This is a genomic window from Halomonas sp. NPDC076908, from assembly GCF_050269715.1.
Lineage (GTDB): Bacteria > Pseudomonadota > Gammaproteobacteria > Pseudomonadales > Halomonadaceae > Vreelandella.
Map to the genome: position 1 here is coordinate 37,679 of NZ_JBNNIW010000022.1, position 22,271 is coordinate 59,949.

Here is a 22,271-nt window from a genome sequence, read left to right on the forward strand (position 1 = left end):
GCTAATCGTCGGCCAGTGCGGGCAGCAGCGTTTTCAGCTTACGCGTTAATGTATTGCGCCCCCAACCCAGTAATTCGGCGGCTTCCCCCTTACGACCACCAGTATGCTTCAACGCCGTCTCGATCAGGATCCGCTCGAAATCAGGTACGGCCTCTTCCAGCAGATGCGTATGCCCTTCCGCTAAGGCATGATCTGCCCAATCACGGAAGGCGGTACGCCAGTCACCATGGGCACTGCTTTCAGAGGCACTCTGCGAGCGCAGCTCAGGCGGTAGATCTTCAACCAGGATTTCACGTCCTGACGCCATGACGGTCAGCCAGCGGCAGATATTTTCCAACTGCCGCACATTGCCGGGCCATGGTAAACGCGTCAAATGCGCTTCCGCTTCGCTGGTCAGTACTTTGATATCCGTGGTGAGCTCTTTCGCCGCTTCGGCTAAAAAGTGCCGGGTTAAGCGCGGAATATCTTCACGCCGCTCGGCGAGCTTCGGCAGGTGGATACGAATAACGTTTAAACGGTGGAATAAATCCTCGCGGAAGCGACCATCGTCTACCAGCACCTCTAAATTCTGGTGGGTGGCCGCGATAATACGCACATCGACTCTTACCGGCGTATGACCACCAACACGATAAAATTCACCGTCGGCCAGCACCCGCAGCAGGCGGGTTTGAGTTTCCGCTGGCATATCGCCTATTTCGTCTAAAAACAGCGTGCCACCGTTAGCCTGCTCAAAACGCCCTTGGCGCTGCTGGGCAGCACCGGTAAAGGCACCTTTCTCATGACCAAACAGCTCAGACTCAATTAAATCCCGAGGAATAGCCGCCATGTTCAAGGCAATAAACGGCTTACCCGAGCGCGGGCTGTGTTGATGAAGCGCCTGAGCCACGCGCTCCTTACCGGTCCCCGACTCGCCGTTGATCAATACCGTAATATGCGAGTGGGAAAGACGGCCAATGGCGCGAAACACTTCCTGCATGGCAGGCGCTTCACCGATTATTTCGGCATTTAAACCCTCCGGCACCGTCACTGGGCGCTGGCGCTCACGGGCGTGAGCCACCGCACGGCGCACCAATGCAAGGGCCTCATCGACATCAAACGGCTTAGGCAGGTATTCAAACGCGCCGCCCTGATAAGAGGCCACTGCGCTGTCTAAATCAGAGTGCGCCGTCATGACAATAACGGGCAAATCAGGGTGTACTTCGCGTACTCTTGACATCAAATCCAGGCCATCAATGCCGGGCATGCGGATATCGGTAACTAGTACATCTGGCGGGCTTTCTAGCAAGCGTGCAAGGGCGATGTCGGCGCGTTCAATACACTCAACGTCAAGGTCGGGTTGCGCCAATGCGCGCTCCAGCACCCAGCGAATAGCGCGGTCGTCATCGACAATGACCACCCGCGCCACATCTGTACGTGTAGCCTCAGTCATGACGCTTCTCCGGTAAAATTAATACCAATGGAATCAGTAAACGAAATTCGGTATGTCCGGCTCGTGAATCGCATTCGATCAGTCCTTGATGTTGGTGCAAAATCGACTGGGCGATAGATAGCCCAAGGCCGCTGCCTTCTGCCCGACCTGACACCATGGGATAAAAGAGTGTTTCTTGCAGCGCATCGGGAATACCGGGGCCGTTGTCGATGACCGCGACCTCACTGACTAACCGGTGCCGCTCAGCGCCCAACGTGAATTGACGGCGGGCACGAGTACGCAATATCAAAAGAGGCTCAGGGGTTTGCGCATCGCTCATGGCCTGTACTGCGTTGCGAGCCACGTTGAGCACCGCTTGAATCATTTGAGATTCATCACCCGAAAGATCGGGCAAGCTTGGGTCGTAATCGCGGCTAATTTCAATACAGGGGTGTTCGGCAATTAACAGCGCCCGCACGCGCTCCAAGACCCTGTGAATATTGACGGGCTCGTGCTTAAGAATGCGGTTAGGGCCGAGCATGGAATCCACCAGATCCCGCAGCCGATCCACCTCTTCCACAATAATATGGGTGTATTCGCGCAGCGCAGGATCGTCTAAGTCCCGCTCTAATAGCTGGGCGGCGCCACGAATCCCGCCGAGGGGGTTCTTAACTTCATGGGCGAGCCCGCGGGCCAATATTTTAATGGTCTCCTGGCGGGTGGTCAGCGCCTCTTCCCGGGAGATCTGCATCAACCGGTCGCGGGGCTCCACTTCTAACAGCAGTTCATTTTCAGAGAGTGGCGTGACGGTGTAATCGACCGTAAGCGGCTCACTATTGAGCGGTGTAATACGTGCTTCACGCTGGGTGTAAGGGTGAAACGCATCCCGCGCCTTGGCCAACACATCGTCGATACTTTCATCACCGCCGAGCAAGGTATCCAGGCTGATGCCTTGCACCCGGCTAAGGCTAACCGCTAACAGCGCCTCGGCGGCAGGGTTCATCCAGCGCACACGCAGTTCGCCGTCGAGCAGCAATACCGCCGTAGTGAGATGTTCAAGCAAGCGCTGCTGCATGGTGTCGTCCTGTGAAATTGCGTCTTCCATCGCCGTTTCAGACCTACAGGTAGATGATCAGTGAGGGAAGTGCAAAAAGCGCGCCAATTACGCATAAATGCTTATTTGCACGGCTTGCGGGCAAACCAAAGGGAGGAGGTGATTCTTTTTAGCGCACATGCCGCATCAAATGCGCCCACCAATGCACTATTTTAGTGCATGACGTTTTTTAAAGCCGTCTTTAAAACAGGCGGAAAATCTTTTAGTGAACGGTAATCGTCACCGGCACGGAGCGGTGCTGCAAACGCTGTCTGCTATCTAACAGCTCTGCCTGAAGCTCATGCCGACCCGCCGTGAGCCCTGTTAACCAAAAAACATCACTGTGCAAAGCGGTCTGGCTGATTTCACCATTTACTAGAAGCCGCACCTGATGGTCTTCGCGCAGCGGTGGTGCAATCAACACTTCCACGGCGGTCATCCCCTCTTGCAACTGTGTGCCTTGCTGGGGCAGCGTAATCGTAAAGTGGTCATAGGGCATGAAGGGCTGCCCAGGGCTGCCACGCGGCCGCTCAGCGGCAGGCGTGGTCGTTTGATGGCTGGGCATGGTAGCCCTTAACGCAGGCGGTAGGCCGGGTAATGGGGCAAGCTCTAATACTTCACCGCCGCGGCCAGGGTTATCAGTAAAGGTCACGTTGCCGTGCTCATCAGTTACGCGGAAGACCGTTTGCGCGGTAGCGGTTGCCGCACTACCAGCGAACCAAACACTCACAACGACAGCCATTACTCCACTTACCTTTAATGTGGTTATCTTACCCATAGTGCTCTTCACCACTCTCTTGCCTCCTACAACGAAAAAACCCCGCCGAAGCGGGGTTTTTAACACTATTACTACTATTACCGCCGCCAGGCTGATAGTAACAGCCTGGGGTGAATAGCGCTGATTAACAGCTGTAGTACATATCAAACTCAATCGGGTGAGTCGTCATGCGAATACGCTCAACGTCTTCCATTTTGAGTTCGATGTAAGCATCGATCATGTCGTCGGTGAACACGCCACCTTCGGTCAAGAACGCACGGTCAGCATCGAGGGCTTCCAGTGCTTGATCCAAACTGTGCGCCACAGTTGGTACTGACTTGCCTTCCTCTGGCGGCAGGTCGTACAGGTTTTTGTCCATGGCATCGCCAGGATGGATCTTGTTTTTGATGCCGTCGATACCCGCCATCAACATGGCAGAGAATGCCAGGTAAGGGTTGGCAGTCGGATCAGGGAAGCGAGCTTCTACACGCTTGCCTTTCGGGCTAGCAGTGTAAGGAATACGGATCGAAGCAGAGCGGTTACGCGCGCTGTAGGCCAGCATTACCGGCGCTTCAAAACCAGGCACCAGACGCTTGTACGAGTTCGTAGAAGCATTAGTGAAGGCGTTCAAGGCACGGGCGTGCTTGATGATGCCGCCAATGTAGAAAAGCGCCATTTCAGACAGACCAGCGTACTCGTCACCGGCAAACTGGTTTTCACCACCTTTCCAGAACGACTGGTGAACGTGCATACCAGAACCGTTGTCGCCTACCAGCGGCTTCGGCATAAAGGTCGCTGTTTTGCCATACGCGTGTGCCACGTTGTGGATCACGTACTTCATTTCCTGAACTTCGTCAGCTTTCTTCACCAGCGTGTTGAATTTAACGCCGATTTCGTTCTGACCAGCGTTGGCAACTTCGTGGTGATGAACTTCCACAGTCTGGCCAATCGCTTCCAGAGTGTTACACATAGCGCCACGGATATCGTGGAAGCTGTCGACCGGCGGTACGGGGAAATAACCGCCTTTCAGACGCGGACGGTGGCCTAAGTTGCCGCCGTCAACGCGGCTGTCGGTTGCCCAAGCGCCTTCGTCAGAAGTGATTTTGTACATGGAGCCTTGAATATCGCTCTTCCAATGTACTTCATCAAAGATAAAGAATTCAGGCTCAGGACCGAAGAATGCGGTGTCACCTAGGCCAGTAGACTGCAGGTAAGCTTCTGCACGCTTAGCGATAGAGCGCGGGTCACGATCGTAGCCTTGCATGGTGGCTGGCTCGATGATGTCACAGCGCAGTACCAGCGTAGCGTCTTCGGTGAAGGGGTCGAGGTAGGCAGAGCCGTCCTCTGGACGCAGAATCATGTCGGATTCGTTGATGCCCTTCCAGCCATCGATGGAAGAGCCATCGAACATTTGGCCGTTTTCGAAAAACTCTTCGTTTACGTCACGGGCAGGCACGGTAACGTGCTGCTCTTTGCCGCGCGTGTCGGTGAAACGCAGGTCTACCCACTTAACATCATGTTCTTCAATTAGCGCGAGAGTCTTGGCTGACATAGTGTCCTCCGGTATGAGCGTGGCTTAAAGTTAACGACTGTAAGCTACCGATAAAAGTGTTGTTCGACAAATTACGTGTAAACCACACGCATGTCATTTCTCGTTCGCTCAACGTTTGCTGACATTAATGAACAAATCGCTCAGCGAGCATTTCAGACCGGCTATCGTTTTAGCACGTCGCAAGGCTTCTGCCGACGACCCGCTAGCCGCTGCCGAATACAATGCAGAGAGCATGCCAACACTGCACCATAATGGTATAAAAAAACAACAACTAATTGTTTTTAAAACGTAAAAAAATAGATCCTCATGCCTCCTGATGAGGCATAGCCCCTTTGCTAGCGCCGGGAAGGCGTATAAATATCGCCCAATGCACCAAAAAAGAACAAAAATAATTACCAACGCATTAAATAAGTGCATAAAAAACGTTGAACGCACGTTTTTTGCTCGCAAACTTTTACTTGCTACCCAAATAAACCAGATACTACAATAAATTACATTATGTTAGATTAGTTCACATTTGGAGCCAACAATGGGATCGGTTTGCTTTATCATTGATGCCATGGTGACGGGTGCGATGCTGCCACGCCATTTAAAGTCCATACGGGAGTCCGGCATTGCCGATCACTTACTTCCCATTTTGGTTACCGGCACTCGCCCGCATGTACGCTTAACCTTAATTGAGCAGCGCTACCATACCCATTGCCTAATTACCCCTACTAAATCGCTGGGCGCTCGCCTTAACCAAGCGGCTTTTAAAAGCCAAGCTGAATGGCTAATCATCGCACTGCAAAAACAACCGTTGCCGGCCAGCCTATGGGGCTCACTCTATCCGCAATTGAATGCCTACATGCTTGACGTCATTACGATTGGTCTTGCCAAACCCACCTTGACGGAGCGTATCCTGCGTCGTTTGCTGGCAAACGCACTACTACTGCCGCCCTACATTGCCGTTAGGCGGGCCTGGTTTGAACGATTAGGCGGGTTTGACCCTGAGTTAGACGAGCTTAATGCTATCAAAGATTTTCTGCAGCGCTTACACGCCTGCTCAACACGCCTGAAAAGCTACAATGGCCAACTGCTGAGAGAAGTGGATGATACCGCCAGCGATGCCCGGGTTAGCGTTTCGCAGAGTGCTTACACGCCGCGGCTGTAACGTATTCTTTATTACTATTATTGACATGCAACAAAACCCCAGCGGCTAGCACTCTTCCCCAACCTAAGCGACTTTCAATCGCTTGCCAAAAAGCATTGAGCCTAGTGTGAAAGTATTTGCCAACTTATTAAGCGCTACCGACCCTGCTACGCCCACCACAATAAGCACGAACGCATACAACGTAATGGGCAGTGACAAGGGCGCGACCGCTAAATCGGCAAGCACAAAGAACATCGGATGCGCCAAATAAATACCAAATGAATAAGCATTTACTTGGCGCACCCACAGCGGCGCAGGACGCCCCGCTAAATAACGCATGGCGCAGAGCGTAAACAAAACAAAGAACGGGATAACCCATACCTCTTTGGATGAGAACGCCAGCCAGCCTGCAAAGGTTGCCCCAATCACCAGTGCCACAAATAGCGCAAGCCACCCTGGGCTTGCCATCTGCTGCATCCAGACAGGCCGCTCCGCCAGCACGCTTTCCGGTGCTAGCGGGTAGTAACGCACCAGCACCAGGGCCAGGAAAAATACATAGACCCATCCCAACGGTGCGATCCATAGTAGGTAGCCTGGCCAATCCACATTGAACCAGTAAGCAAGGCTCCAATACGCCATGCTGACAACACAGGCACCCCACAGCCACGGCACGGGGTTTAAACGCCACAGCTGCCAGCGGGTAAATAGCCAATAAGCCACATAAAACTGCATCGCAATGATTAAGAAATAGCCATGCCAGCCGGCATACACGTAATACTCAATCGCGTTGGCAATAAATCCCACCGGTTCATCGGTGGTTTGTAAACGCACCCACTCCGCCGTGGAATAAATAAATCCATAAACAAAGTAAGGCACCATCACGTACTTCACGCGCTGGGTGAGGAAGCCCTCTGGGACAGATTTATCGTAGCGAACAGCGAATACGAAGATAGAGATAAACAGGAAGATGGGGGTGCCTAGCACCAGCGGCAGCCGCATTAAATCGGTGACTAGGTTATCAACACGCTGATTCACATGATCAAGCAGATGAAATAAAAAAACGGCCATACAGCCGTAAGCACGTAACCAGTAGATCTCTTCAACTTTCCGCATTAGGCCTCCCGCCGCCCCATAACCTAACCGTCGTTATTCTGTATGGTTATTCTTAAGGGCTACTCTTACGGACTATTCTTAAAGACTATCCTGAATAGCTATGATGAACATCTAACGCCGTCGCGTTGTCCGACCCCATTGAACAGTTTTAATTCCCGGAGGAAACGTGTTCAAACCCAAGCTGCCGCACTTCTCATACCGATTTAACGTGTTACTAACGACGCTCATTGGGTGGCTAGCACTCAGTGGGCACAGCATGGCCAGCGAGGTTGAGCACCACCAGTTTTTCTCACCAACGCTAGGTTACGACTACCCTTACAGCGTTTATTTACCTGATCAATATGACGCCCAAGCGACAGACGCCTACCCCGTCATTTATATGCTACACGGCTCATTTGGGACTGATCGCGACTGGGTTTCACGGGGCAATTTGCAGCAAGTGGCAGACAGGTTAATTCGCGCTGGCCACATTCCACCAGCAGTTTATATTATGCCAGGTAGTCGTAGCTGGTGGGTGGACGGTCATAATGAGCCCGCCCGCAGCGCATTTTTCGATGACCTAATGCCCCACGTGGAAGCGACTTATCATGTAGGCCAGGAGCGCCATCTGCGTGGTGTAGCAGGGCTTTCCGCAGGCGGCTTCGGCGCGCTTAACTTTGCGTTAGAGCGGCCTGACTTATTCGCCGCCGTAGCTGCCTTAAGCCCCGCCAGCTACGCCCCTTTACCGCCGCGCAACTCCTCCGCATGGCGCCATCCCGCATTTATTAACGAGCAAGGTCAGTTCGACCGCGGGCTGTGGGCGTCGTTAAACTACACCGCTCACTTAGAAGAGTATCGCTTCCTGGTTACCCCTAGAGGCCCGGAAGAACAGTCAGACGCTCCCCACGTACCGCTGTATATCAGCGCCGGGCGTAGCGACGTTTACGACGCAGAATTCCATGCCCGGCTATTGCGCCAAGCCATGGAACGCATTCAGCCCGATGCCGTGCGCCTCGACCTCTACCCCGGCGGCCACACCTGGCAAGTATGGCGCGCCAGCCTACCCGCCGCGTTAAATTTCATGTTTCAGCATATCGGCCATCAACACCGCCCAGAAAGTACTGACGCTGCGCGCACGGATACAGCCAACAGTGGCGAAACGCACTACACTTAAACAAACCCCATCACGACAAGGAAGACAGCGATGCATCAACATATCGAATGGGACGACCCCGGTAGCGCCAGCGTTATTGAGCACTTTAAAAAAGACCCGCACCACCACGGCCAACCCGGCCCCGGCGACATACTTTCTGCGCGCTATCAACGCGCCACCGTGCGCGTCAAAGTACAGGCCTACCGCGAAGATGACGCCGTCAGCATCGGTGAAGTCGTCGCTATTATTGATTCACGAGGCGGACGACAAAAAAGCTATCAAAAGCTTGAAGTCGGCCACATCGTAAGACTCCCCGACGACAAACGCGCCCTGGAAGCCCCACCGAAAGAAGAGAAAGATAAAGAAGACGATTAATCAAAAGCGTTGTAACCAATACAGCCAAGGGCCACCCACTGCGGTGGCTTTTTAGTAAGCGCTTCAAAAACAAATGCATAGTTACCAACGCTTACGGTTCAAGCATATTCCAAGTAGCGCTAGCGCAGCGGTGCCAAAGCCACATACCTTAAAACTAGCAATCACTACCTGCGCGGCAGCGTACAACATCGAGCTAGCGCCAACCTTTATCGAAGTTTTAAAAGCCTCCTATGTAGAATCTCTTACAGATCATGCACATTCCGAGTAACGTCAGCGCAGCGGTGCCAAGGGCACAATCTTAAATCTAGGCATGAACTACCTGAGCAGCAGCGCACTTTTGGCAAAGCATCGCGGCTTGGTGGGCGTATTTCTGAGCTGCCTGGGCGGCAGCGAACCACGCCCTGTGCCGATCCCACGATGCTATCCATTTCTGAGCTGCCTGGGCGGCAGCGAACGCGCTTGGAATGCAGAATGGTTTTTAAATCGTTGGGCGAAAAATCATCCATGCGGCGCTCCTGGTTATCGTTTCCTCCATCTAACCATTCTTTACTCCATCACGCTATTGACCTTAGTCATACTTAGCTGACCCTTTTTCCACGCTAACGACTTACTCACTCCGTGCTACGCTTAGCGCTATTGCTCCCCTTTATAGGCAACTTCACCATGCATGCTTTTCGTCTTTTTGCCGCGTTGGTTACCACCTTGGTGATCACATTGCCTTTCTCTTTACAAGCCCAGGCACAAACGCATTCACAAAATCAGAATCAAACAAGCGTGCAGTGGCGTGAATACAATGATGTATTTGAGAACGGTGCGCGCCATGCCAATATTTGGCAGATGGGTTGGACCGGTATTTATGGCGCCAGCCTTGCGGTGAATGTTTACCAATCGAGCGAGGCGAGCAATCCGGATGACCGCTTTGATGCACGGGTAGGCGTGGTGAAGTCGGCGCTGGCATTGGGCGGCATGCTGACGGATCGCCAGCCGCACCCGGCGGCATTGGCGGAATATGAGCGTTTGAAAGCCAGCGGCGATCTTAGTGGCGTGCAGGCTCTTGGCTTGCAGCTTGCCCAGGCGGAGCGCGAGCGTCGTGGTTGGGGTGCCCGCGTGAGCTCACTGGTGGTGAATGGCGTGGCGGGTGTGGTGATTGCCGCCGATGGCCGGGAAAGCGATGGTGCGATTAACTTTGCCACCGGCATGCTGGTGAACGAGCTACAAATTTGGTCGCAGCCGAATCAGGCATCATCAGCCATCAACCGCTTCCAACCCGCTAACCTTTCGCTGGGGCCGATGACGATTCCCGGTGAATATGCGCTGCATGTGACGCCCCAGCAGTTGGGTGCTACCTGGCGCTACTGATTTTTTTAGCTCCTTCTTTTCTCGTTATTCCTCTAGAGCGCTGAGGGCGATTTGCCTCCAGCGCTTTATCATTGCCAGCGCGGCGTGAACGCGTAAAATATCCAGCAATTTTTTGGCTTTGCCAAACGTTATGTTATAACCTATTTGATATTACACGAGGCCGCTTGATGAGTGAGCATACGCACCGCCATAACAAGGAAGGTCCTTGTCACTTCTCCTTGATGTCACTGTCGGCTGTTAAACGGCTGCTGTTTGTTGCCGTGCCGCTACTGGCACTTTGGGTGTTAGTCGTTTGGGCTGGTGGGTGGTTGAGATGAGTCAGCGCTCTTTATCACGCCTACAGCTGCACAATCTGCACTTGGCCCAGGCGCGTCGCACGGTGCTGGAGCATATCGAAGGCGACTTTAAACCGGGAGCGATTACCGCACTGATTGGTGCTAACGGCGCCGGCAAAAGCACGCTGATTCAAGCGATTATGGGCGAACTGCGGCCTATCAGCGGCGAAGTGGTGTGCACCGTCGCCAAAGAGCGCCGGGCGTGGTTACCCCAGCAGTTAGCGTTAGACCTGACCTTCCCCATGAGCGTGGAAGAGCTAGTGATGACCGGCAGTTGGCCCAGCCATGGCGCGTTAACCGGCTACTGTGCGGGCCACTATCGCAAAGGCCGCGAGATTATGGCACGGCTGGGCATTTCGCACTTAGCCCACCGCCCGCTGGGCGAGCTTTCCGGCGGCCAGCGCCAGCGTGCACTCATTGGCCGCACGCTAATGCAGGAAGCTGAGCTGCTTCTGCTCGATGAACCGTTTGCCAACGTGGATAGCGAAACCGTGGATATTCTGATCCGCATCCTGCGCCAGATGGCAGACGACGGTGCGACGATTATTGTGGTGCTCCACGATATGGATCATTTGCGTCGTCTGGCAGATGAAGTGCTGATGCTAAACGGCGGCCATGGCCGCTGGGTGGCGCCCAGCGCGCTTACCCATCAACACGCACCCGCCCAAGTGGTGCCGTTTAGCTTGGGAGGCCGCCATGTGGGATCTGCTTAATGCCTGGTTTATTAGCCCGTTCGAGTACGGCTTTATGCGCCGGGCGGTGGTGGGTGGTTTGGCGCTTTCGTTGGCCGCTCCTCCGTTAGGCGTATTTCTGGTGCTGCGCGGCATGAGCCTGATTGGCGACGCCATGGCTCACGCGATTCTACCCGGCGTGGCACTTGGCTTTCTGCTAGCGGGGTTCTCGCTACCGATAATGAGCATTGGCGGGGTACTGTTCGGCTTACTGGTTGCGCTGCTGGCGGGGGCGGTGTCGAAAATGGGCGGCCAGCGAGAAGATGCCGCCATGGCGAGCTTTTTTATTATTTCGCTGGCCGCCGGGGTAATGCTGATTTCATTGGGTGGTAGCAGTGTTGATCTCACCCACGTGCTGTTTGGCTCGATTCTGGCGATCAACTCTACCGCGCTGCTGCTGATCGCCGGTATCAGCACGCTGATTGTGTTGACCCTGGCAATCGTATTTCGCGCCTTGGTAGTGGAGTGCTTAGACCCGCTGTTTTTGCGCGGTCAAAGTCGCCGCAGCGGCTGGGTACACAGCGTATTTTTAGGGCTGCTGGTGCTGAACTTAACCGCCGGTTTTCAAACCCTGGGCACGCTAATGGCGGTGGGCCTGATGATGTTACCCGCCACCTCGGCGCGCTTTTGGAGCAAACGCTTAGAGGGCTTGATCGGCATCGCGATTGTGCTGGCCATGGTATCGAGCACTGGCGGCCTACTGCTCTCGTTTCATCTGGATATCCCTTCTGGCCCGAGCATTATTCTGCTGGCGGGGGTGGGGTATCTGTTATCGGCCCTGTTTGGTCGTTACCACAGCTTGGCAGCCAAGCTGTGGCGAAAAACAACGCCGCTGGCTGTTGAGCAGGGGTCTTAATTTTCGCACTTAGGTTTAAACGTAAGGAGTGTCGTATGTCTGCCTATTTATCATCTCGGTCATCACGCTGGTTAGTGGGTGTTTCCGCGATGCTAGCGCTGCCTGCTGCCATGGCTAATGAGCGCGTTCAGGTCGCCACCAGTTTCTCTATTTTGGCTGACATGGTGGAAAACGTAGGTGGCGAGCACGTTGATGTGACGTCGCTAGTCGGTGCCGATGGTGATGCTCATGTTTACTCCCCCAGTCCTGGCGATGCGCGCTCACTGGCAAATGCTGATTTGGTGGTGTTTAACGGCCTGCTGTTTGAGGGCTGGATGGAGCGCTTGATTAGCGCCAGCGACTACTCTGGCGCGCTGGTCACCGCCACCGATGGTATTGAGCCGCGCTCTTTCGCCGAACATGAAGAGCATGACGATCATGAAGAGCATGGTCACGACGACCATGCCAATGAGCACGCCGGTCACGGCCATGGCAATCAAGATCCTCACGCCTGGCAGGATATGCATCAAGCCGAGGTGTATATCGCCAACATCCGCGATGGCTTAATTGCCGCCGACGCCGATAACGCCGATGCGTACCGCGCCAATGCGGAGCAGTATTTACAGGAAATGGCCGAGGTAGACGCTGAAATTCGTGCCCTAATTGGCGAGATTCCGGCCTCCACCAGCGTGATTACTGGCCACGACTCCTTTGGCTACTTCTCAAGCGCTTACGGGGTGAACTTTCTCTCGCCAGTTGGGCTTTCCACGGAAGCTGACCCAAGTGGTGCCAGCATGGCGGCGCTGGTGGATGTGATTGAGCAAGAGAACGTACAGGCATTGTTCCACGAGAATATGACCAATCAGTCGATCATTACTCAGCTCGCCGAAGAGACCGGGCTGCCGATTGCGGGCACGCTCTACGCTGATGCGCTGGCAAGTGAAGGCGACGCTAGCACTTACTTGGGGATGATGCGTCATAACGCGCAGGTGCTACACGCGGCGCTAGCCGAGCCGGGTCATGACGATCACGGTCATTCTCACGACCACGACGATCATGGCCATAGCCACTAAGCAGCTATCGTCAAGCGCGCTGCTCAGCTATTAGCTTCTTGACGATTAATCGCCGTGAGCAGCCACTGGCGAAAAGATGCCATGGCATGGGTTTCTGCCCGTGTTTGCAGGCGAGTAAGCCAGTAACCTCCCAGACTGACAGTGGTGTCGAAAGGCTGCACCAAGGCGCCACTGCTCAATTGCCGGGAGAACATCAACGGTGGCGCCAGCGCCACGCCCGCTCCTTGTAGGGCTGCTTCCACCATTGCGATGGAAGAGTCAAACACAATGCTTTTGGTCATCGGAAAGCTGCGCGGTAGCCCTGCCGCTAATAGCCACTCTGCCCACTCATCGGCGCGATAAGAACGCAGCCAGGTCTCACCTAATACATCGGCTGGCGCGTTGAGCCGCGCGGCGATTTGAGGAATGCACAATACCGAAAGCGAGGCGGGCAGCAGCGGTTGCGCTGCGGTACCGTGCCAAGCCCCCGTGCCAAAACGAATAGCTAAGTCGAGCCCTTCGGCGGCTAGATCCGCGCGATTGTTATGGGTGGAAAGCCGCAGATCCACAAACGGATACGTGTTCTGAAAATCTTCCAACCGGGGCAGCAGTCAGCCAACGGCAAAGGTACCCACCACGCCTACATTTAATACTTCCCGGTAGCTGCTTTCGCCTAGCCGGTCCAACGTATGCGACATCTGATCGAAGGAGCTCTTCAGCACGGGCAACAGCAGCTCTCCCTCTTGGGTGAGCATCAACCCGCGGGGTAAGCGTTTAAATAGTGACACCTTCAACTGGCCTTCAAGTAACTTCACCTGATGGCTGACCGCCGCCTGAGTGACATGTAGCTCTTCTGCTGCGCGGGTAAAACTTAAATGCCGAGCCGAGGCCTCAAAGGCACGTAGGGCCTTTAACGGCAGGTAGGAACGCGCCACGCAACCCCCAAATTTTTCTAATGGCTCATGCAAAATATCGCTGTTTGTGAATAACCGCAGCCCACCGTATGTTAGCGCTTAAGCACGCTTATTGAGGCAAACTCACGCTATCTTGACTGGCAATATTGAATAAGCGTTTGGCTTCAACAATCAAATCAGGATGTGGTTATGCGTAAGATGTTAGCAGCAAAAACTCGCTTTATCATGGCTACTTCACTGCTGTTCAGCGGTCCGGCTTGGGCACTTGATGTAACCGATAACGGCGCTATTGAAGCACTCATTAACGATACCATTGCGCCATTAATGGATGAGCATCGTATCCCCGGCATGGCGGTCGCGCTGAGTATCAATGGTCAGCAGCATTACTTTAATTATGGACTCGCCAATCAAGAGGCAGAGATCCCGGTAACTGATGAGACGCTCTTTGAGCTAGGCTCCGTCAGTAAGATCTTCACTGCTGCGCTGGCGGGCTATGCGCAGGCTAGCGGTGGCCTTGCGCTTTCCGACCCAGCTAGCCAGCACTTAGCCGCCCTTGAAGGGAGTGCCTTCGACGAGATCTCGCTGCTAGAGCTCGGCACTTACACCGCGGGCGAGCTGCCGCTGCAGTTCCCTGAGTCGGTTCAAAGCGAAGAGACGATGATCGACTACTACCGCCAGTGGCAGCCTGAATCCGCCCCTGGCAGCCACCGGCTCTACTCCAACCCAAGCCTGGGCCTGTTCGGTTATCTCGCCGCCCAAAGCCTTGGCCAGCCCTTCGAGATGGCGATGGAGGAGACGCTGTTCGCCCCGCTAGGGCTTGAGCATAGCTACTTTCAAGTACCTGAAGCGCAGCAGGCGCACTATGCCTACGGTTACTCTAAGGAGGATGAGCCCATTCGGGTGAACCCAGGCATGCTGGATGCTCAGGCCTACGGATTGAAATCGACTGCCGCAGATGTACTAACTCTGGTGGAAGCCAATATGAGTGGTGCCGAGCTTAATGAGCCACTAAGCCAAGCCTTGGCCGCTACGCGCACGGGGTACTTTGAGATCGGCAATATGACCCAAGGGCTGGGCTGGGAAAGCTATGCCTACCCGGTGGCGCTTGATCAGTTGCTGGCAGGCAACTCGCTTGAGATGATTTTGCAGCCCAACCCTGCCAACCGCTTAACCCCACCGCTAGCCCCCAGGCAGGAAGCGCTCTATAACAAAACCGGCGCTACCAACGGCTTTGGCGGCTATGTGGCTTTTGTACCCAGCGAACAGATCGGCATTGTACTGCTGGCTAACCGCAACTACCCCAATCAGGCGCGCATTGAAGCGGCACATCACATCCTTTCTGCGCTGTCTGAAGCGCCCTGAGCAATGGCATTATTGATACGCTTTTAATGACATGCCACTGAACGTAGGATCTGAATCAGCCCGTGGCGAGGGCCTCTCTCGCCATGGCTGGAAAATGCTGCCAACAATCCGGGCATTTCCGCCATCTTGGGGTCAAGATGATGGAAATGTTGGGATTGTTTTTCGTTTAACGAAATGGCCGACACTAAATTGATCACTTTGATCAATCCCACCCTCTTTTGATTGCCTCTTGTCAGACTTATCAAAGACCCGCTTAACTTTTAAAACGCTAAAAGCCTCAAATATACACCCACTATACGATAGTATGACTTGCTTAAATTGAGTGATTCGATCATTTTAGTGCTCATAACCATCACATTGGTCACCTAGCAATTTTGCGGAGGCAGCATGAGCACTTTTGAGTTCCGAGGCATCGTACCGGCATTGATCACTCCTTTGGATGAGCACGAGGAAATCGATGAAAAAGGCCTTCGTGAGCTGACAGAAACGCTGATCAATAAGGGCGTGCATGGTCTCTTCGCTCTCGGAACCAACGGCGAGTTCTTCTCACTCACCGACGATGAGAAAGTGCGGGTGGCCACCATCGTCAAAGATCAAGCGGCGGGCCGCGTTCCCGTTTATGCCGGTACCGGTGGCTACACTACACGCGGTGTTATTGAACTCAACCGCCGTATGGAAGAGGTTGGCGTCGACGGCCTTTCGATCATCACCCCTTACTTCAATGGCGCGACGCAAGCGGAACTTATCTTACACTACCAGCGCATTGCTGAAGCGACACAGCTGCCGATCCTGCTCTACACCATTCCTGCCAAAGCGGGGGTCACCCTGACGATCTCCAGCGTGGCGAAGCTTTCCGAAATTCCCAACATCCGTGCCATCAAGGATAGCGGCGGCGACTTTGATCGCTTGGTTCAACTGATCCGCCTGCGTCGCGACGACTTCGCCGTCTTCACTGGCACCGACTCAATGATTCTGTGGACGCTAATGGCCGGTGGCGATGGCGCCGTGGCTGCTACCACCAATGCCGTACCGGATGTGGTCATGTCTATATGGAACGCCTGGCAAGCGGGCGATTTCGAAACCGCCCGCGAAGCACAAGAGAAACTCCGCCCACTTCGCAATGCCTTCGCCCTCGGCACCATGCCCAGCGTACTCAAGACCGCCGCCACTCTGCTGGGCATGCCCGCAGGCCCGGCACGCTCGCCAGTACAGGCGCTCGAGCCCGAGGCCCTGGAAAAGCTTAAGCAGGCACTGAAGGTCTACGACCGTGTCGAGCGCTGATCAGGCCCAGCTATTAATCATTGCCGACGACCTGACCGGTACGGCCGACTCCGCCGTCGGCTGTGCCCGGGCTGGACTGGTCACCAACGTTGTGCTCGGCGCCAATGGTACTGAGGGCGCTGAGGCCGTAGCCATCGACCTGGACTCGCGCGGCTGTAGCGCCGTGGAGGCAGCACAGCGCCACCGCCAAGCACTACAGTACTGGCAAGGGTGTTTTCGCTTTCTCTACAAGAAAATCGACTCGACCCTGCGCGGCAACGTAGCTGCTGAGATTGCAAGCCTGGCCGCTACCGCTGGTATGGCCATCGTGGCCCCCGCCTACCCCGCCACGGGACGCACCACGCGCAGAGGTCGGCAATACCTTAACGGCACGCCCGTCGAGGAGACGGAAGTGTGGATCAATGAAGGCATCAAAGGGCGTGCGAACCTGGTCGAAATGCTTGATGGCGCGTCACTTAAGACCGCGCTACTGGATCTCGTCACCCTCCACGGGAACGACGAAAGCGTCATCACCGCCCTAACCACTCACCTAGAGAATGGTGTTCAAGCGCTGGTCTGCGATGCAGAGAGCGACGCTGATTTGGCGCGCCTAGCCATGCTGAGCGCGGGTATTAACGGCATTTTTTGGGTCGGCTCGGCGGGGCTTGGTGAGCACCTGCCCACTGCATTGGGCCTAGCAGGCACAAAAGCGCCCCCGGCGCCGCAAACAACCACGCCCCAAACTCTGATTGTCATTGGCAGCATGAGCGCCGTCTCGCACCATCAGGCTGAACGACTGTTGGAAAGTGTCGAAACGCTGGCGCTAATTGATATTGGCGCCGCCGACCTGCGACCCGATACCCCGCGCAGCAGCATCAAGGCCCTGGAAGAGCGCCTCGACGCCACGCTTGCCGCCAAACACGACTTGATGGTGCGGCTACGCCAAAGCGATGAACGTAACGCCGCCGAAGGCCCGGCTTTAAGCCTAGCTTTGGCGCAACTTCTGGGCCCGCGGCTGGCCTCAGTGGATCGCCTGATCGCGACCGGCGGAGCTACCGCCCGTGCACTCCTGGCCGCCGCAGACATCACTGAACTAACCCTGATTGATGCGCCCGACACAGGCATGGCGCGCCTTCTAGCCTCGACGGACAGTGGCCCTTTGGAAGTCATCACCAAGGCCGGTGGGTTCGGCGATAACAACGCATTCCAGCGCGTCTGGCACAGCCAGAGACGTAATCACTGATTCTTACTTAGAGGGAGTTTCCATGAGCGACCGTCCCGTTATCGGCATTACCATGGGCGATGCCGCTGGCATCGGCCCCGAAGTCATCGTTAGGGCGTTGGCCCATGGTGACGTGCATGATGCTTGTCGCCCGCTCGTCATCGGTGATGCCGGCCGTCTGCGCAAAGCCATGGCAGTCGTCGGTTCGACGCTCGAGCTGCATACCGTCACAGCCCCTGCCGAAGCGAGCTTCAAACGTGGTCAAATCGAATGCATCGATTTGGGTCTGATTCCCGATGACCTGCCTTGGGGTCAGATCTCAAGCGTGGCTGGCGACGCCGCCTACCGTTACATCGCCAAAACAGTAGAGCTGATTGAAGCGGGTGAGCTTGATGCCATCTGCACCGCACCACTGAACAAAGAGGCGTTGCACGCCGGTGGCCACATTTTCCCCGGCCACACCGAGCTACTGGCCCATCTGACTGGCACTGAAGAGGTGTCGATGATGCTGGTAACACCAAAGATGAAGGTCATCCACGTCACCACCCATGTGGGTATTATTGACGCCATCGCGCGCATCAATCCAGGGTTGGTGACCCGCACCATTGAGCGCGCCCATGAAACCCTGACACGCGCAGGCAAGCAGAACCCCAGAATTGCCGTCTGCGGTATCAACCCGCATGCCGGTGAAAACGGTCTGTTTGGCTATGGTGAGGAGGACGAGAAGATCGTTCCTGCTATCAATGCCCTACGCGAACGTGGCTGGGACGTGGAAGGGCCACTGCCAGCCGACACGCTGTTTTTCCGTGCCGGTCGTGGCGACTTCGACTGCGTTGTTGCCATGTACCACGACCAGGGCCATGGCCCGGTGAAAGTCATGGGTCTCGAAGCCGGAGTCAACGTTACCGTTGGCTTACCTGTGGTACGCACCTCCGTCGACCACGGCACCGCCTTCGATATTGCAGGCAAAGGCATCGCTGATGAGCGCAGCCTCATTGAGGCCCTCCACCAAGCCGTAGAACTTGCCAGCCGCCGTACAGTAGCGGCATAAGCCATAAGATCAGCAGCCACCAGACATCGGTAAACTATAGGAGAGTGCCATGGAACGTATCGGTTTTGTCGGACTAGGGTTAATGGGCGGCTACATGGCAGCCAACATCCTGGCAGCCGACTATCCCCTCAAAGTATTCGACCCCAAGCAGTCTGCCATTGACGCTCTCGTTGCCAAGGGCGCCGAGAGCGCCCAGAACGCCGCAGCGCTGGGCCGCGACTGCAACATCGTTTTCCTCTGCGTACCCACCTCTGAACACGTGGAAGAGGTGATCAATGCCACCGACGGCCTACGTGCAGGCGCTAAGGCCGTGAACAACCCGCTTATCATCGTTGACTGCTCTACCTCGCAGCCAACCGTTACCCGTCGCTTGGCCGAGTCCCTAAAAGGCGATGGCATCACCCTGGTTGATGCGGCCCTGGGTGGCACGCCCACTCAGGCTGAGTCTGGTCAATTGCAGGCTATCGTCGGTAGTGATGACGACACCTTGACACGCTTGCGCCCAGTACTCGAATCCTGGGCGGGCAAGATCCTGCACTGTGGCGGCGTTGGAACAGGCCACACCATGAAGTTGCTGAATCAGTTCCTGGCAATGAGCTATGGCGCGGTTTTCTCCGAAGCTTTGACCATTGGCGCTAAAGCTGGCATCTCGCCTCAGGTTTTCGACAGCGTCATTCGTGGTTCGCGTATGGATAGTGGTTTCTACCAGACGTTTTTCCAGTATGTGCTGGAACGCGACCGCGATGCCCATCGCTTTACCCTGGCGAATGCAGGCAAGGATATTCGTTACGTGGCGGCCTTGGCCGATGCACTGGAAGTCGACGCAGGCGTTGCCCACGCTGTGAGCAATCTTTACGCCAGCGCACTCGAGCAAGGTGAGGGAGACAAGTTCGTACCCGAACTTTCCGATATCGTCGCCAGCCGCCATCAGCTCACCCTTTTTTAAGGAGCTCGCGTGAAAATCGTCTGCACCTCCCCCTCTTTTGCCAAGTACTCGACATCTCCTTACGACGTGCTCAAGGCGGCAGGCGTGACGCTAGAGAGCCTGCCCGCCGATATCAGCGAGGCGGACTTCATTGCCCGCGCCGCTGATGCCGATGGCGCCATCGTCGCCTTTAATCCCATGACCGAAGCTGTCTTCAATTCGCTGCCTAACCTAAAGGTCGTGAGCAAGCACGGTGTGGGCGTAGATAATATTGATCTTGCGGCGGCCCAGCGTCACGGCGTTCGTATAACCAACGTGCCAGCGGCCAACCGACATGCCGTTGCCGACTTCACCTTCGCACTGCTGCTCTCCCTGGCTCGTGATCTGCCTCGGGTGGACGCCGCTACCCGGGCAGGTGAGTGGCCGCGCTGCTTTGGCCGCGATGTTCACAGCATGACGCTGGGCATCGTCGGCATTGGGAGCATCGGGCAGGCTGTCGCCAAACGGGCCACTGGCTTCGAAATGCGCGTGCTAGCCTACGACCCCTTCGCCAATCCCGAAGCGGTAGCCGCCTTAGGTGTGGAGCTTGTCGATCTCGATACCCTATGCCGTGAAGCTGACTTCCTCACCCTGCACGTGGGGCTTTCGGAGCAGACGCACCACCTAATCAACACCGAGCGTCTGGCATTAATGAAGCCCACCGCTATGCTGATTAATGCCGCACGCGGCGGCATCGTGGATGAACAGGCGCTCTATGAGTCACTCAAGGAAAAACGCATAGCCGGTGCAGCCATTGATGCCTTCGAACAGGAGCCGCTCACTTCCAGCCCGCTCTACACGCTGGAGAATGTGATCGTCAGCGCCCACATCGCCGGTTACACCGAGAACGCCCTAACCACGCTAAGCACTACCTGCGTTGAGGACGTACTTGCCGTACTACGTGGCGAAGAACCGAAGCACCCGGTCAACGCATAAACTGCGCAGACAGCCCATCCTCGACCCAGACCTGCAACAAACACAATCGCCGCCAGAAATTCTGGCGGCGATTGTGTTTTAAAGACTTAAGAAAAATGAAATAGCAGCAGAACCTGCTCGGGCAACCCCCTCCTCAACGGGGGCTAAAGCTTAGGCCCCCGCTGTTTGGCGTTGCTGGCGCCAAGTGCGCAACATCGGCAACAACAGCGACAGTAAAGCCAAGCCCAGGAAAAGGAGTGTAATCGGCCCGGAGAGGAACACCCAGAGATCATCCCTGGCGCTCATTAGCCCCAAGCGCAAGTTGGACTCGGCCATCGGCCCCAGTATCAACGCGATACAAAGTGCCGCCTGGGAGAAACCGTATTTCTGCATAAAGAAGCCCAATACACCAAACCCCACCATAGTGTAGAGGTCGACTACATTAAGATTGATTGCCCAAGAGCCAACGAAGCAAAAGATAACGATGGCCATTGTCAGAAGCCGCCGGGGAACTCTTAATATCTGCGTAAAGAAACGTATGCCCAACAAACCAAAAATCAGCATGAAAATAGTTGCCACAAATACCCCGGCGAAAATCCCCGTGACGACTTCTGGGTGCTGCTGGAACAGCATTGGGCCAGGTGCCAACCCCTGAATCATCAAGCCCCCCATTAGCACGGCGGTAACCACGTCGCCAGGAATCCCAAGCGCCAGCAGTGGAATAAGGGCTGCAGCGCAAACGGCGTTATTCGCGCTTTCAGTCGCGGCGACACCAGGGAGATGGCCAGTGCCGAATTTTTCTGGTGTTTTAGACGTGCGCCGGGCTTCGTTATAGCTGATCCAGGCGGCAGTACCCGAACCTGTTCCCGGAATAATACCAATAAAGGTTCCGATCAAGGAGCCTCTTAACATAGGCATCCCGCTTTCTTTCATCTCCGAGCGCGTCGGCCAGATACCCCCCACTTTCATGCGTTCCACACGATCGCTTAAGATTTTCTCAATTTGAACGAATACCTCAGAAAGCGCGAATAGCCCTATCAGCGCTGGCGTAAAAGAGAAACCCGAGGCAAACCCCGGCACACCAAAGGTATAACGTGAGATACCGCTAATAGGATCCGCACCGACACTGCCAATGAGCACACCCGCCAGCCCCGCAATAGCCCCTTTCAGAATATCCCCCGATAGACTGGCAATAATCGTCAGGCCAAAGACTGCCAAAGCGAAGTACTCTGCTGGTCCAAACTTCAGCGCCAGCGTAGCAAGCTGTGGGGCCAGTGAGGCAAGCACAACGGCCGCAAAAATTCCGCCTACAAATGATGCGATGGTTGCCATTCCCAGCGCTTTACCTGCTTCACCTTTCTGCGCCAGCGGGTAACCATCAAGCACTGTAGCGGCAGAAGACGGGGTTCCTGGTGTACGCAAAAGGATGGCAGATATGCATCCACCATAGATGCCACCAATATAAATACCGATGAGCATATTCAAGCCCATGACCGGCGCCATGCCGAAGGTCAAGGGAATGAGCAGCGCGACTCCCATGGTGGCGGTTAGCCCTGGAAGAGCGCCAATGATCATTCCGCCCAACGTACCTAGCGCAATGACCCAAAGAATACTCGGATCAAAGACCGCCAATACATACGATGATATTTCCATAGCGACCTACTTAATAAAAAAAACAGCCAAAACTACCTACCCCCGCTGAAGTGCCG

The 22,271-nt window shown here is 55.2% G+C and carries 23 protein-coding genes; 14 read left to right on the forward strand and 9 right to left on the reverse strand.

Translation table 11 applies throughout. The features are described 5' to 3' along the window. Nucleotide 1: 1 nt before the first annotated feature. The 4 genes from ntrC to glnA all read right to left on the reverse strand — a co-directional run bounded on the left by ntrC (nucleotide 2) and on the right by glnA (nucleotide 4,810). On the reverse strand, nucleotides 2-1,429 hold the full coding sequence (gene ntrC, locus ACQKE4_RS13445; protein ID WP_290840223.1) for a nitrogen regulation protein NR(I): 1,428 nt from the start codon (nucleotides 1,427-1,429) through the stop codon (nucleotides 2-4). Continuing rightward, on the reverse strand, nucleotides 1,422-2,483 hold the full coding sequence (gene glnL / locus ACQKE4_RS13450; RefSeq protein ID WP_427388921.1) for a nitrogen regulation protein NR(II): 1,062 nt from the start codon (nucleotides 2,481-2,483) through the stop codon (nucleotides 1,422-1,424). The genes ntrC and glnL overlap by 8 nt, the downstream gene beginning before the upstream one ends. Before the next feature lie 241 nt (nucleotides 2,484-2,724). Beyond that, nucleotides 2,725-3,243, reverse strand: a complete 519-nt coding sequence (locus tag ACQKE4_RS13455) for a DUF4124 domain-containing protein (RefSeq protein ID WP_427388890.1) — start codon at nucleotides 3,241-3,243, stop codon at nucleotides 2,725-2,727. Nucleotides 3,244-3,403: 160 nt separating this feature from the next. Continuing rightward, a complete protein-coding gene (gene glnA / locus ACQKE4_RS13460; protein ID WP_427388891.1) occupies nucleotides 3,404-4,810 on the reverse strand; it encodes a glutamate--ammonia ligase in 1,407 nt (468 codons plus the stop codon). A 529-nt stretch (nucleotides 4,811-5,339) separates the two neighbouring features. Between glnA and ACQKE4_RS13465 the strand changes: the two genes are divergently transcribed. Then, nucleotides 5,340-5,963, forward strand: coding sequence for a hypothetical protein (locus ACQKE4_RS13465; protein ID WP_427388892.1), 624 nt, complete (start codon nucleotides 5,340-5,342; stop codon nucleotides 5,961-5,963). A 63-nt stretch (nucleotides 5,964-6,026) separates the two neighbouring features. On the opposite strand, the gene ACQKE4_RS13470 is transcribed toward ACQKE4_RS13465, so the two are convergent. Beyond that, nucleotides 6,027-7,055, reverse strand: a complete 1,029-nt coding sequence (locus tag ACQKE4_RS13470) for an acyltransferase family protein (protein ID WP_427388893.1) — start codon at nucleotides 7,053-7,055, stop codon at nucleotides 6,027-6,029. Between the two features lie 166 nt (nucleotides 7,056-7,221). Here ACQKE4_RS13470 and ACQKE4_RS13475 point away from each other — a divergent pair, with 166 nt between their 5' ends. Next, nucleotides 7,222-8,208, forward strand: coding sequence for an alpha/beta hydrolase (locus tag ACQKE4_RS13475; protein WP_427388894.1), 987 nt, complete (start codon nucleotides 7,222-7,224; stop codon nucleotides 8,206-8,208). A gap of 30 nt (nucleotides 8,209-8,238) precedes the next feature. Beyond that, nucleotides 8,239-8,562 (forward strand): hypothetical protein, encoded by a 324-nt coding sequence (locus tag ACQKE4_RS13480; protein ID WP_427388895.1) that lies wholly within the window; start codon nucleotides 8,239-8,241, stop codon nucleotides 8,560-8,562. 242 nt (nucleotides 8,563-8,804) lie between these two features. Here the strand turns inward: ACQKE4_RS13480 and ACQKE4_RS13485 are convergent, their stop codons facing one another. Continuing rightward, on the reverse strand, nucleotides 8,805-9,068 hold the full coding sequence (locus ACQKE4_RS13485) for a hypothetical protein (RefSeq protein ID WP_427388896.1): 264 nt from the start codon (nucleotides 9,066-9,068) through the stop codon (nucleotides 8,805-8,807). 157 nt (nucleotides 9,069-9,225) lie between these two features. Here ACQKE4_RS13485 and ACQKE4_RS13490 point away from each other — a divergent pair, with 157 nt between their 5' ends. From ACQKE4_RS13490 to ACQKE4_RS13510, 5 genes are all read left to right on the forward strand, one after another. After that, nucleotides 9,226-9,921 carry a hypothetical protein gene (locus ACQKE4_RS13490; RefSeq protein ID WP_427388897.1) on the forward strand — a complete coding sequence of 232 codons (696 nt, stop codon included), beginning with the start codon at nucleotides 9,226-9,228 and terminating at the stop codon, nucleotides 9,919-9,921. A 167-nt stretch (nucleotides 9,922-10,088) separates the two neighbouring features. Beyond that, on the forward strand, nucleotides 10,089-10,238 hold the full coding sequence (locus ACQKE4_RS13495) for a hypothetical protein (protein WP_290840271.1): 150 nt from the start codon (nucleotides 10,089-10,091) through the stop codon (nucleotides 10,236-10,238). Continuing rightward, nucleotides 10,235-10,969 carry a metal ABC transporter ATP-binding protein gene (locus tag ACQKE4_RS13500; RefSeq protein ID WP_427388898.1) on the forward strand — a complete coding sequence of 245 codons (735 nt, stop codon included), beginning with the start codon at nucleotides 10,235-10,237 and terminating at the stop codon, nucleotides 10,967-10,969. Before ACQKE4_RS13495 ends, ACQKE4_RS13500 begins: the two co-directional genes overlap by 4 nt. Next, the gene (locus ACQKE4_RS13505; protein ID WP_427388899.1) at nucleotides 10,953-11,843 is read left to right on the forward strand and encodes a metal ABC transporter permease; all 891 of its coding nucleotides are present in this window, start codon (nucleotides 10,953-10,955) and stop codon (nucleotides 11,841-11,843) included. The genes ACQKE4_RS13500 and ACQKE4_RS13505 overlap by 17 nt, the downstream gene beginning before the upstream one ends. A gap of 35 nt (nucleotides 11,844-11,878) precedes the next feature. Continuing rightward, nucleotides 11,879-12,895: a metal ABC transporter solute-binding protein, Zn/Mn family gene (locus tag ACQKE4_RS13510; protein ID WP_427388900.1), complete on the forward strand. Its 1,017-nt coding sequence runs from the start codon at nucleotides 11,879-11,881 to the stop codon at nucleotides 12,893-12,895. Between the two features lie 23 nt (nucleotides 12,896-12,918). Here ACQKE4_RS13510 and ACQKE4_RS13515 read toward each other — a convergent pair whose 3' ends face one another. After that, on the reverse strand, nucleotides 12,919-13,473 hold the full coding sequence (locus tag ACQKE4_RS13515) for a LysR substrate-binding domain-containing protein (RefSeq protein WP_427388901.1): 555 nt from the start codon (nucleotides 13,471-13,473) through the stop codon (nucleotides 12,919-12,921). A gap of 12 nt (nucleotides 13,474-13,485) precedes the next feature. Beyond that, the gene (locus ACQKE4_RS13520) at nucleotides 13,486-13,809 is read right to left on the reverse strand and encodes a LysR family transcriptional regulator (RefSeq protein ID WP_427388902.1); all 324 of its coding nucleotides are present in this window, start codon (nucleotides 13,807-13,809) and stop codon (nucleotides 13,486-13,488) included. A 168-nt stretch (nucleotides 13,810-13,977) separates the two neighbouring features. On the opposite strand from ACQKE4_RS13520, the gene ampC reads away from it, so the two are divergent. The 6 genes from ampC to ACQKE4_RS13550 all read left to right on the forward strand — a co-directional run bounded on the left by ampC (nucleotide 13,978) and on the right by ACQKE4_RS13550 (nucleotide 20,583). Next, a complete protein-coding gene (ampC, locus tag ACQKE4_RS13525) occupies nucleotides 13,978-15,150 on the forward strand; it encodes a class C beta-lactamase (protein WP_427388903.1) in 1,173 nt (390 codons plus the stop codon). Nucleotides 15,151-15,537: 387 nt separating this feature from the next. Beyond that, nucleotides 15,538-16,431 carry a 4-hydroxy-tetrahydrodipicolinate synthase gene (gene dapA / locus ACQKE4_RS13530; RefSeq protein WP_427388904.1) on the forward strand — a complete coding sequence of 298 codons (894 nt, stop codon included), beginning with the start codon at nucleotides 15,538-15,540 and terminating at the stop codon, nucleotides 16,429-16,431. Further along, nucleotides 16,418-17,653, forward strand: a complete 1,236-nt coding sequence (locus ACQKE4_RS13535) for a four-carbon acid sugar kinase family protein (protein ID WP_427388905.1) — start codon at nucleotides 16,418-16,420, stop codon at nucleotides 17,651-17,653. The genes dapA and ACQKE4_RS13535 overlap by 14 nt, the downstream gene beginning before the upstream one ends. 22 nt (nucleotides 17,654-17,675) lie before the next feature. Then, entirely contained in the window at nucleotides 17,676-18,683 is a 1,008-nt protein-coding gene (pdxA, locus tag ACQKE4_RS13540) for a 4-hydroxythreonine-4-phosphate dehydrogenase PdxA (protein WP_427388906.1), read from the forward strand. 49 nt (nucleotides 18,684-18,732) lie between these two features. Continuing rightward, nucleotides 18,733-19,629, forward strand: coding sequence for an NAD(P)-dependent oxidoreductase (locus ACQKE4_RS13545; protein ID WP_427388907.1), 897 nt, complete (start codon nucleotides 18,733-18,735; stop codon nucleotides 19,627-19,629). Nucleotides 19,630-19,638: 9 nt separating this feature from the next. After that, a complete protein-coding gene (locus ACQKE4_RS13550) occupies nucleotides 19,639-20,583 on the forward strand; it encodes a phosphoglycerate dehydrogenase (protein ID WP_427388908.1) in 945 nt (314 codons plus the stop codon). A gap of 150 nt (nucleotides 20,584-20,733) precedes the next feature. Here ACQKE4_RS13550 and ACQKE4_RS13555 read toward each other — a convergent pair whose 3' ends face one another. Continuing rightward, a complete protein-coding gene (locus ACQKE4_RS13555; protein WP_427388909.1) occupies nucleotides 20,734-22,215 on the reverse strand; it encodes a tripartite tricarboxylate transporter permease in 1,482 nt (493 codons plus the stop codon). Nucleotides 22,216-22,271 lie beyond the last annotated feature (56 nt).

Excerpts from the sequence above, each read along its gene's own strand:
- ntrC (WP_290840223.1), bottom strand. The coding sequence starts at position 1,429 with ATGACTGAGGCTACACGTACAGATGTGGCGCGGGTGGTCATTGTCGAT.
- glnL (WP_427388921.1), bottom strand. The coding sequence starts at position 2,483 with ATGCAGCAGCGCTTGCTTGAACATCTCACTACGGCGGTATTGCTGCTC.
- ACQKE4_RS13455 (WP_427388890.1), bottom strand. The coding sequence starts at position 3,243 with ATGGCTGTCGTTGTGAGTGTTTGGTTCGCTGGTAGTGCGGCAACCGCT.
- glnA (WP_427388891.1), bottom strand. The coding sequence starts at position 4,810 with ATGTCAGCCAAGACTCTCGCGCTAATTGAAGAACATGATGTTAAGTGG.
- ACQKE4_RS13465 (WP_427388892.1), top strand. The coding sequence starts at position 5,340 with ATGGGATCGGTTTGCTTTATCATTGATGCCATGGTGACGGGTGCGATG.
- ACQKE4_RS13470 (WP_427388893.1), bottom strand. The coding sequence starts at position 7,055 with ATGCGGAAAGTTGAAGAGATCTACTGGTTACGTGCTTACGGCTGTATG.
- ACQKE4_RS13480 (WP_427388895.1), top strand. The coding sequence starts at position 8,239 with ATGCATCAACATATCGAATGGGACGACCCCGGTAGCGCCAGCGTTATT.
- ACQKE4_RS13485 (WP_427388896.1), bottom strand. The coding sequence starts at position 9,068 with ATGGATGATTTTTCGCCCAACGATTTAAAAACCATTCTGCATTCCAAG.
- ACQKE4_RS13490 (WP_427388897.1), top strand. The coding sequence starts at position 9,226 with ATGCATGCTTTTCGTCTTTTTGCCGCGTTGGTTACCACCTTGGTGATC.
- ACQKE4_RS13495 (WP_290840271.1), top strand. The coding sequence starts at position 10,089 with ATGAGTGAGCATACGCACCGCCATAACAAGGAAGGTCCTTGTCACTTC.
- ACQKE4_RS13500 (WP_427388898.1), top strand. The coding sequence starts at position 10,235 with ATGAGTCAGCGCTCTTTATCACGCCTACAGCTGCACAATCTGCACTTG.
- ACQKE4_RS13505 (WP_427388899.1), top strand. The coding sequence starts at position 10,953 with ATGTGGGATCTGCTTAATGCCTGGTTTATTAGCCCGTTCGAGTACGGC.
- ACQKE4_RS13510 (WP_427388900.1), top strand. The coding sequence starts at position 11,879 with ATGTCTGCCTATTTATCATCTCGGTCATCACGCTGGTTAGTGGGTGTT.
- ampC (WP_427388903.1), top strand. The coding sequence starts at position 13,978 with ATGCGTAAGATGTTAGCAGCAAAAACTCGCTTTATCATGGCTACTTCA.
- dapA (WP_427388904.1), top strand. The coding sequence starts at position 15,538 with ATGAGCACTTTTGAGTTCCGAGGCATCGTACCGGCATTGATCACTCCT.
- pdxA (WP_427388906.1), top strand. The coding sequence starts at position 17,676 with ATGAGCGACCGTCCCGTTATCGGCATTACCATGGGCGATGCCGCTGGC.
- ACQKE4_RS13545 (WP_427388907.1), top strand. The coding sequence starts at position 18,733 with ATGGAACGTATCGGTTTTGTCGGACTAGGGTTAATGGGCGGCTACATG.
- ACQKE4_RS13555 (WP_427388909.1), bottom strand. The coding sequence starts at position 22,215 with ATGGAAATATCATCGTATGTATTGGCGGTCTTTGATCCGAGTATTCTT.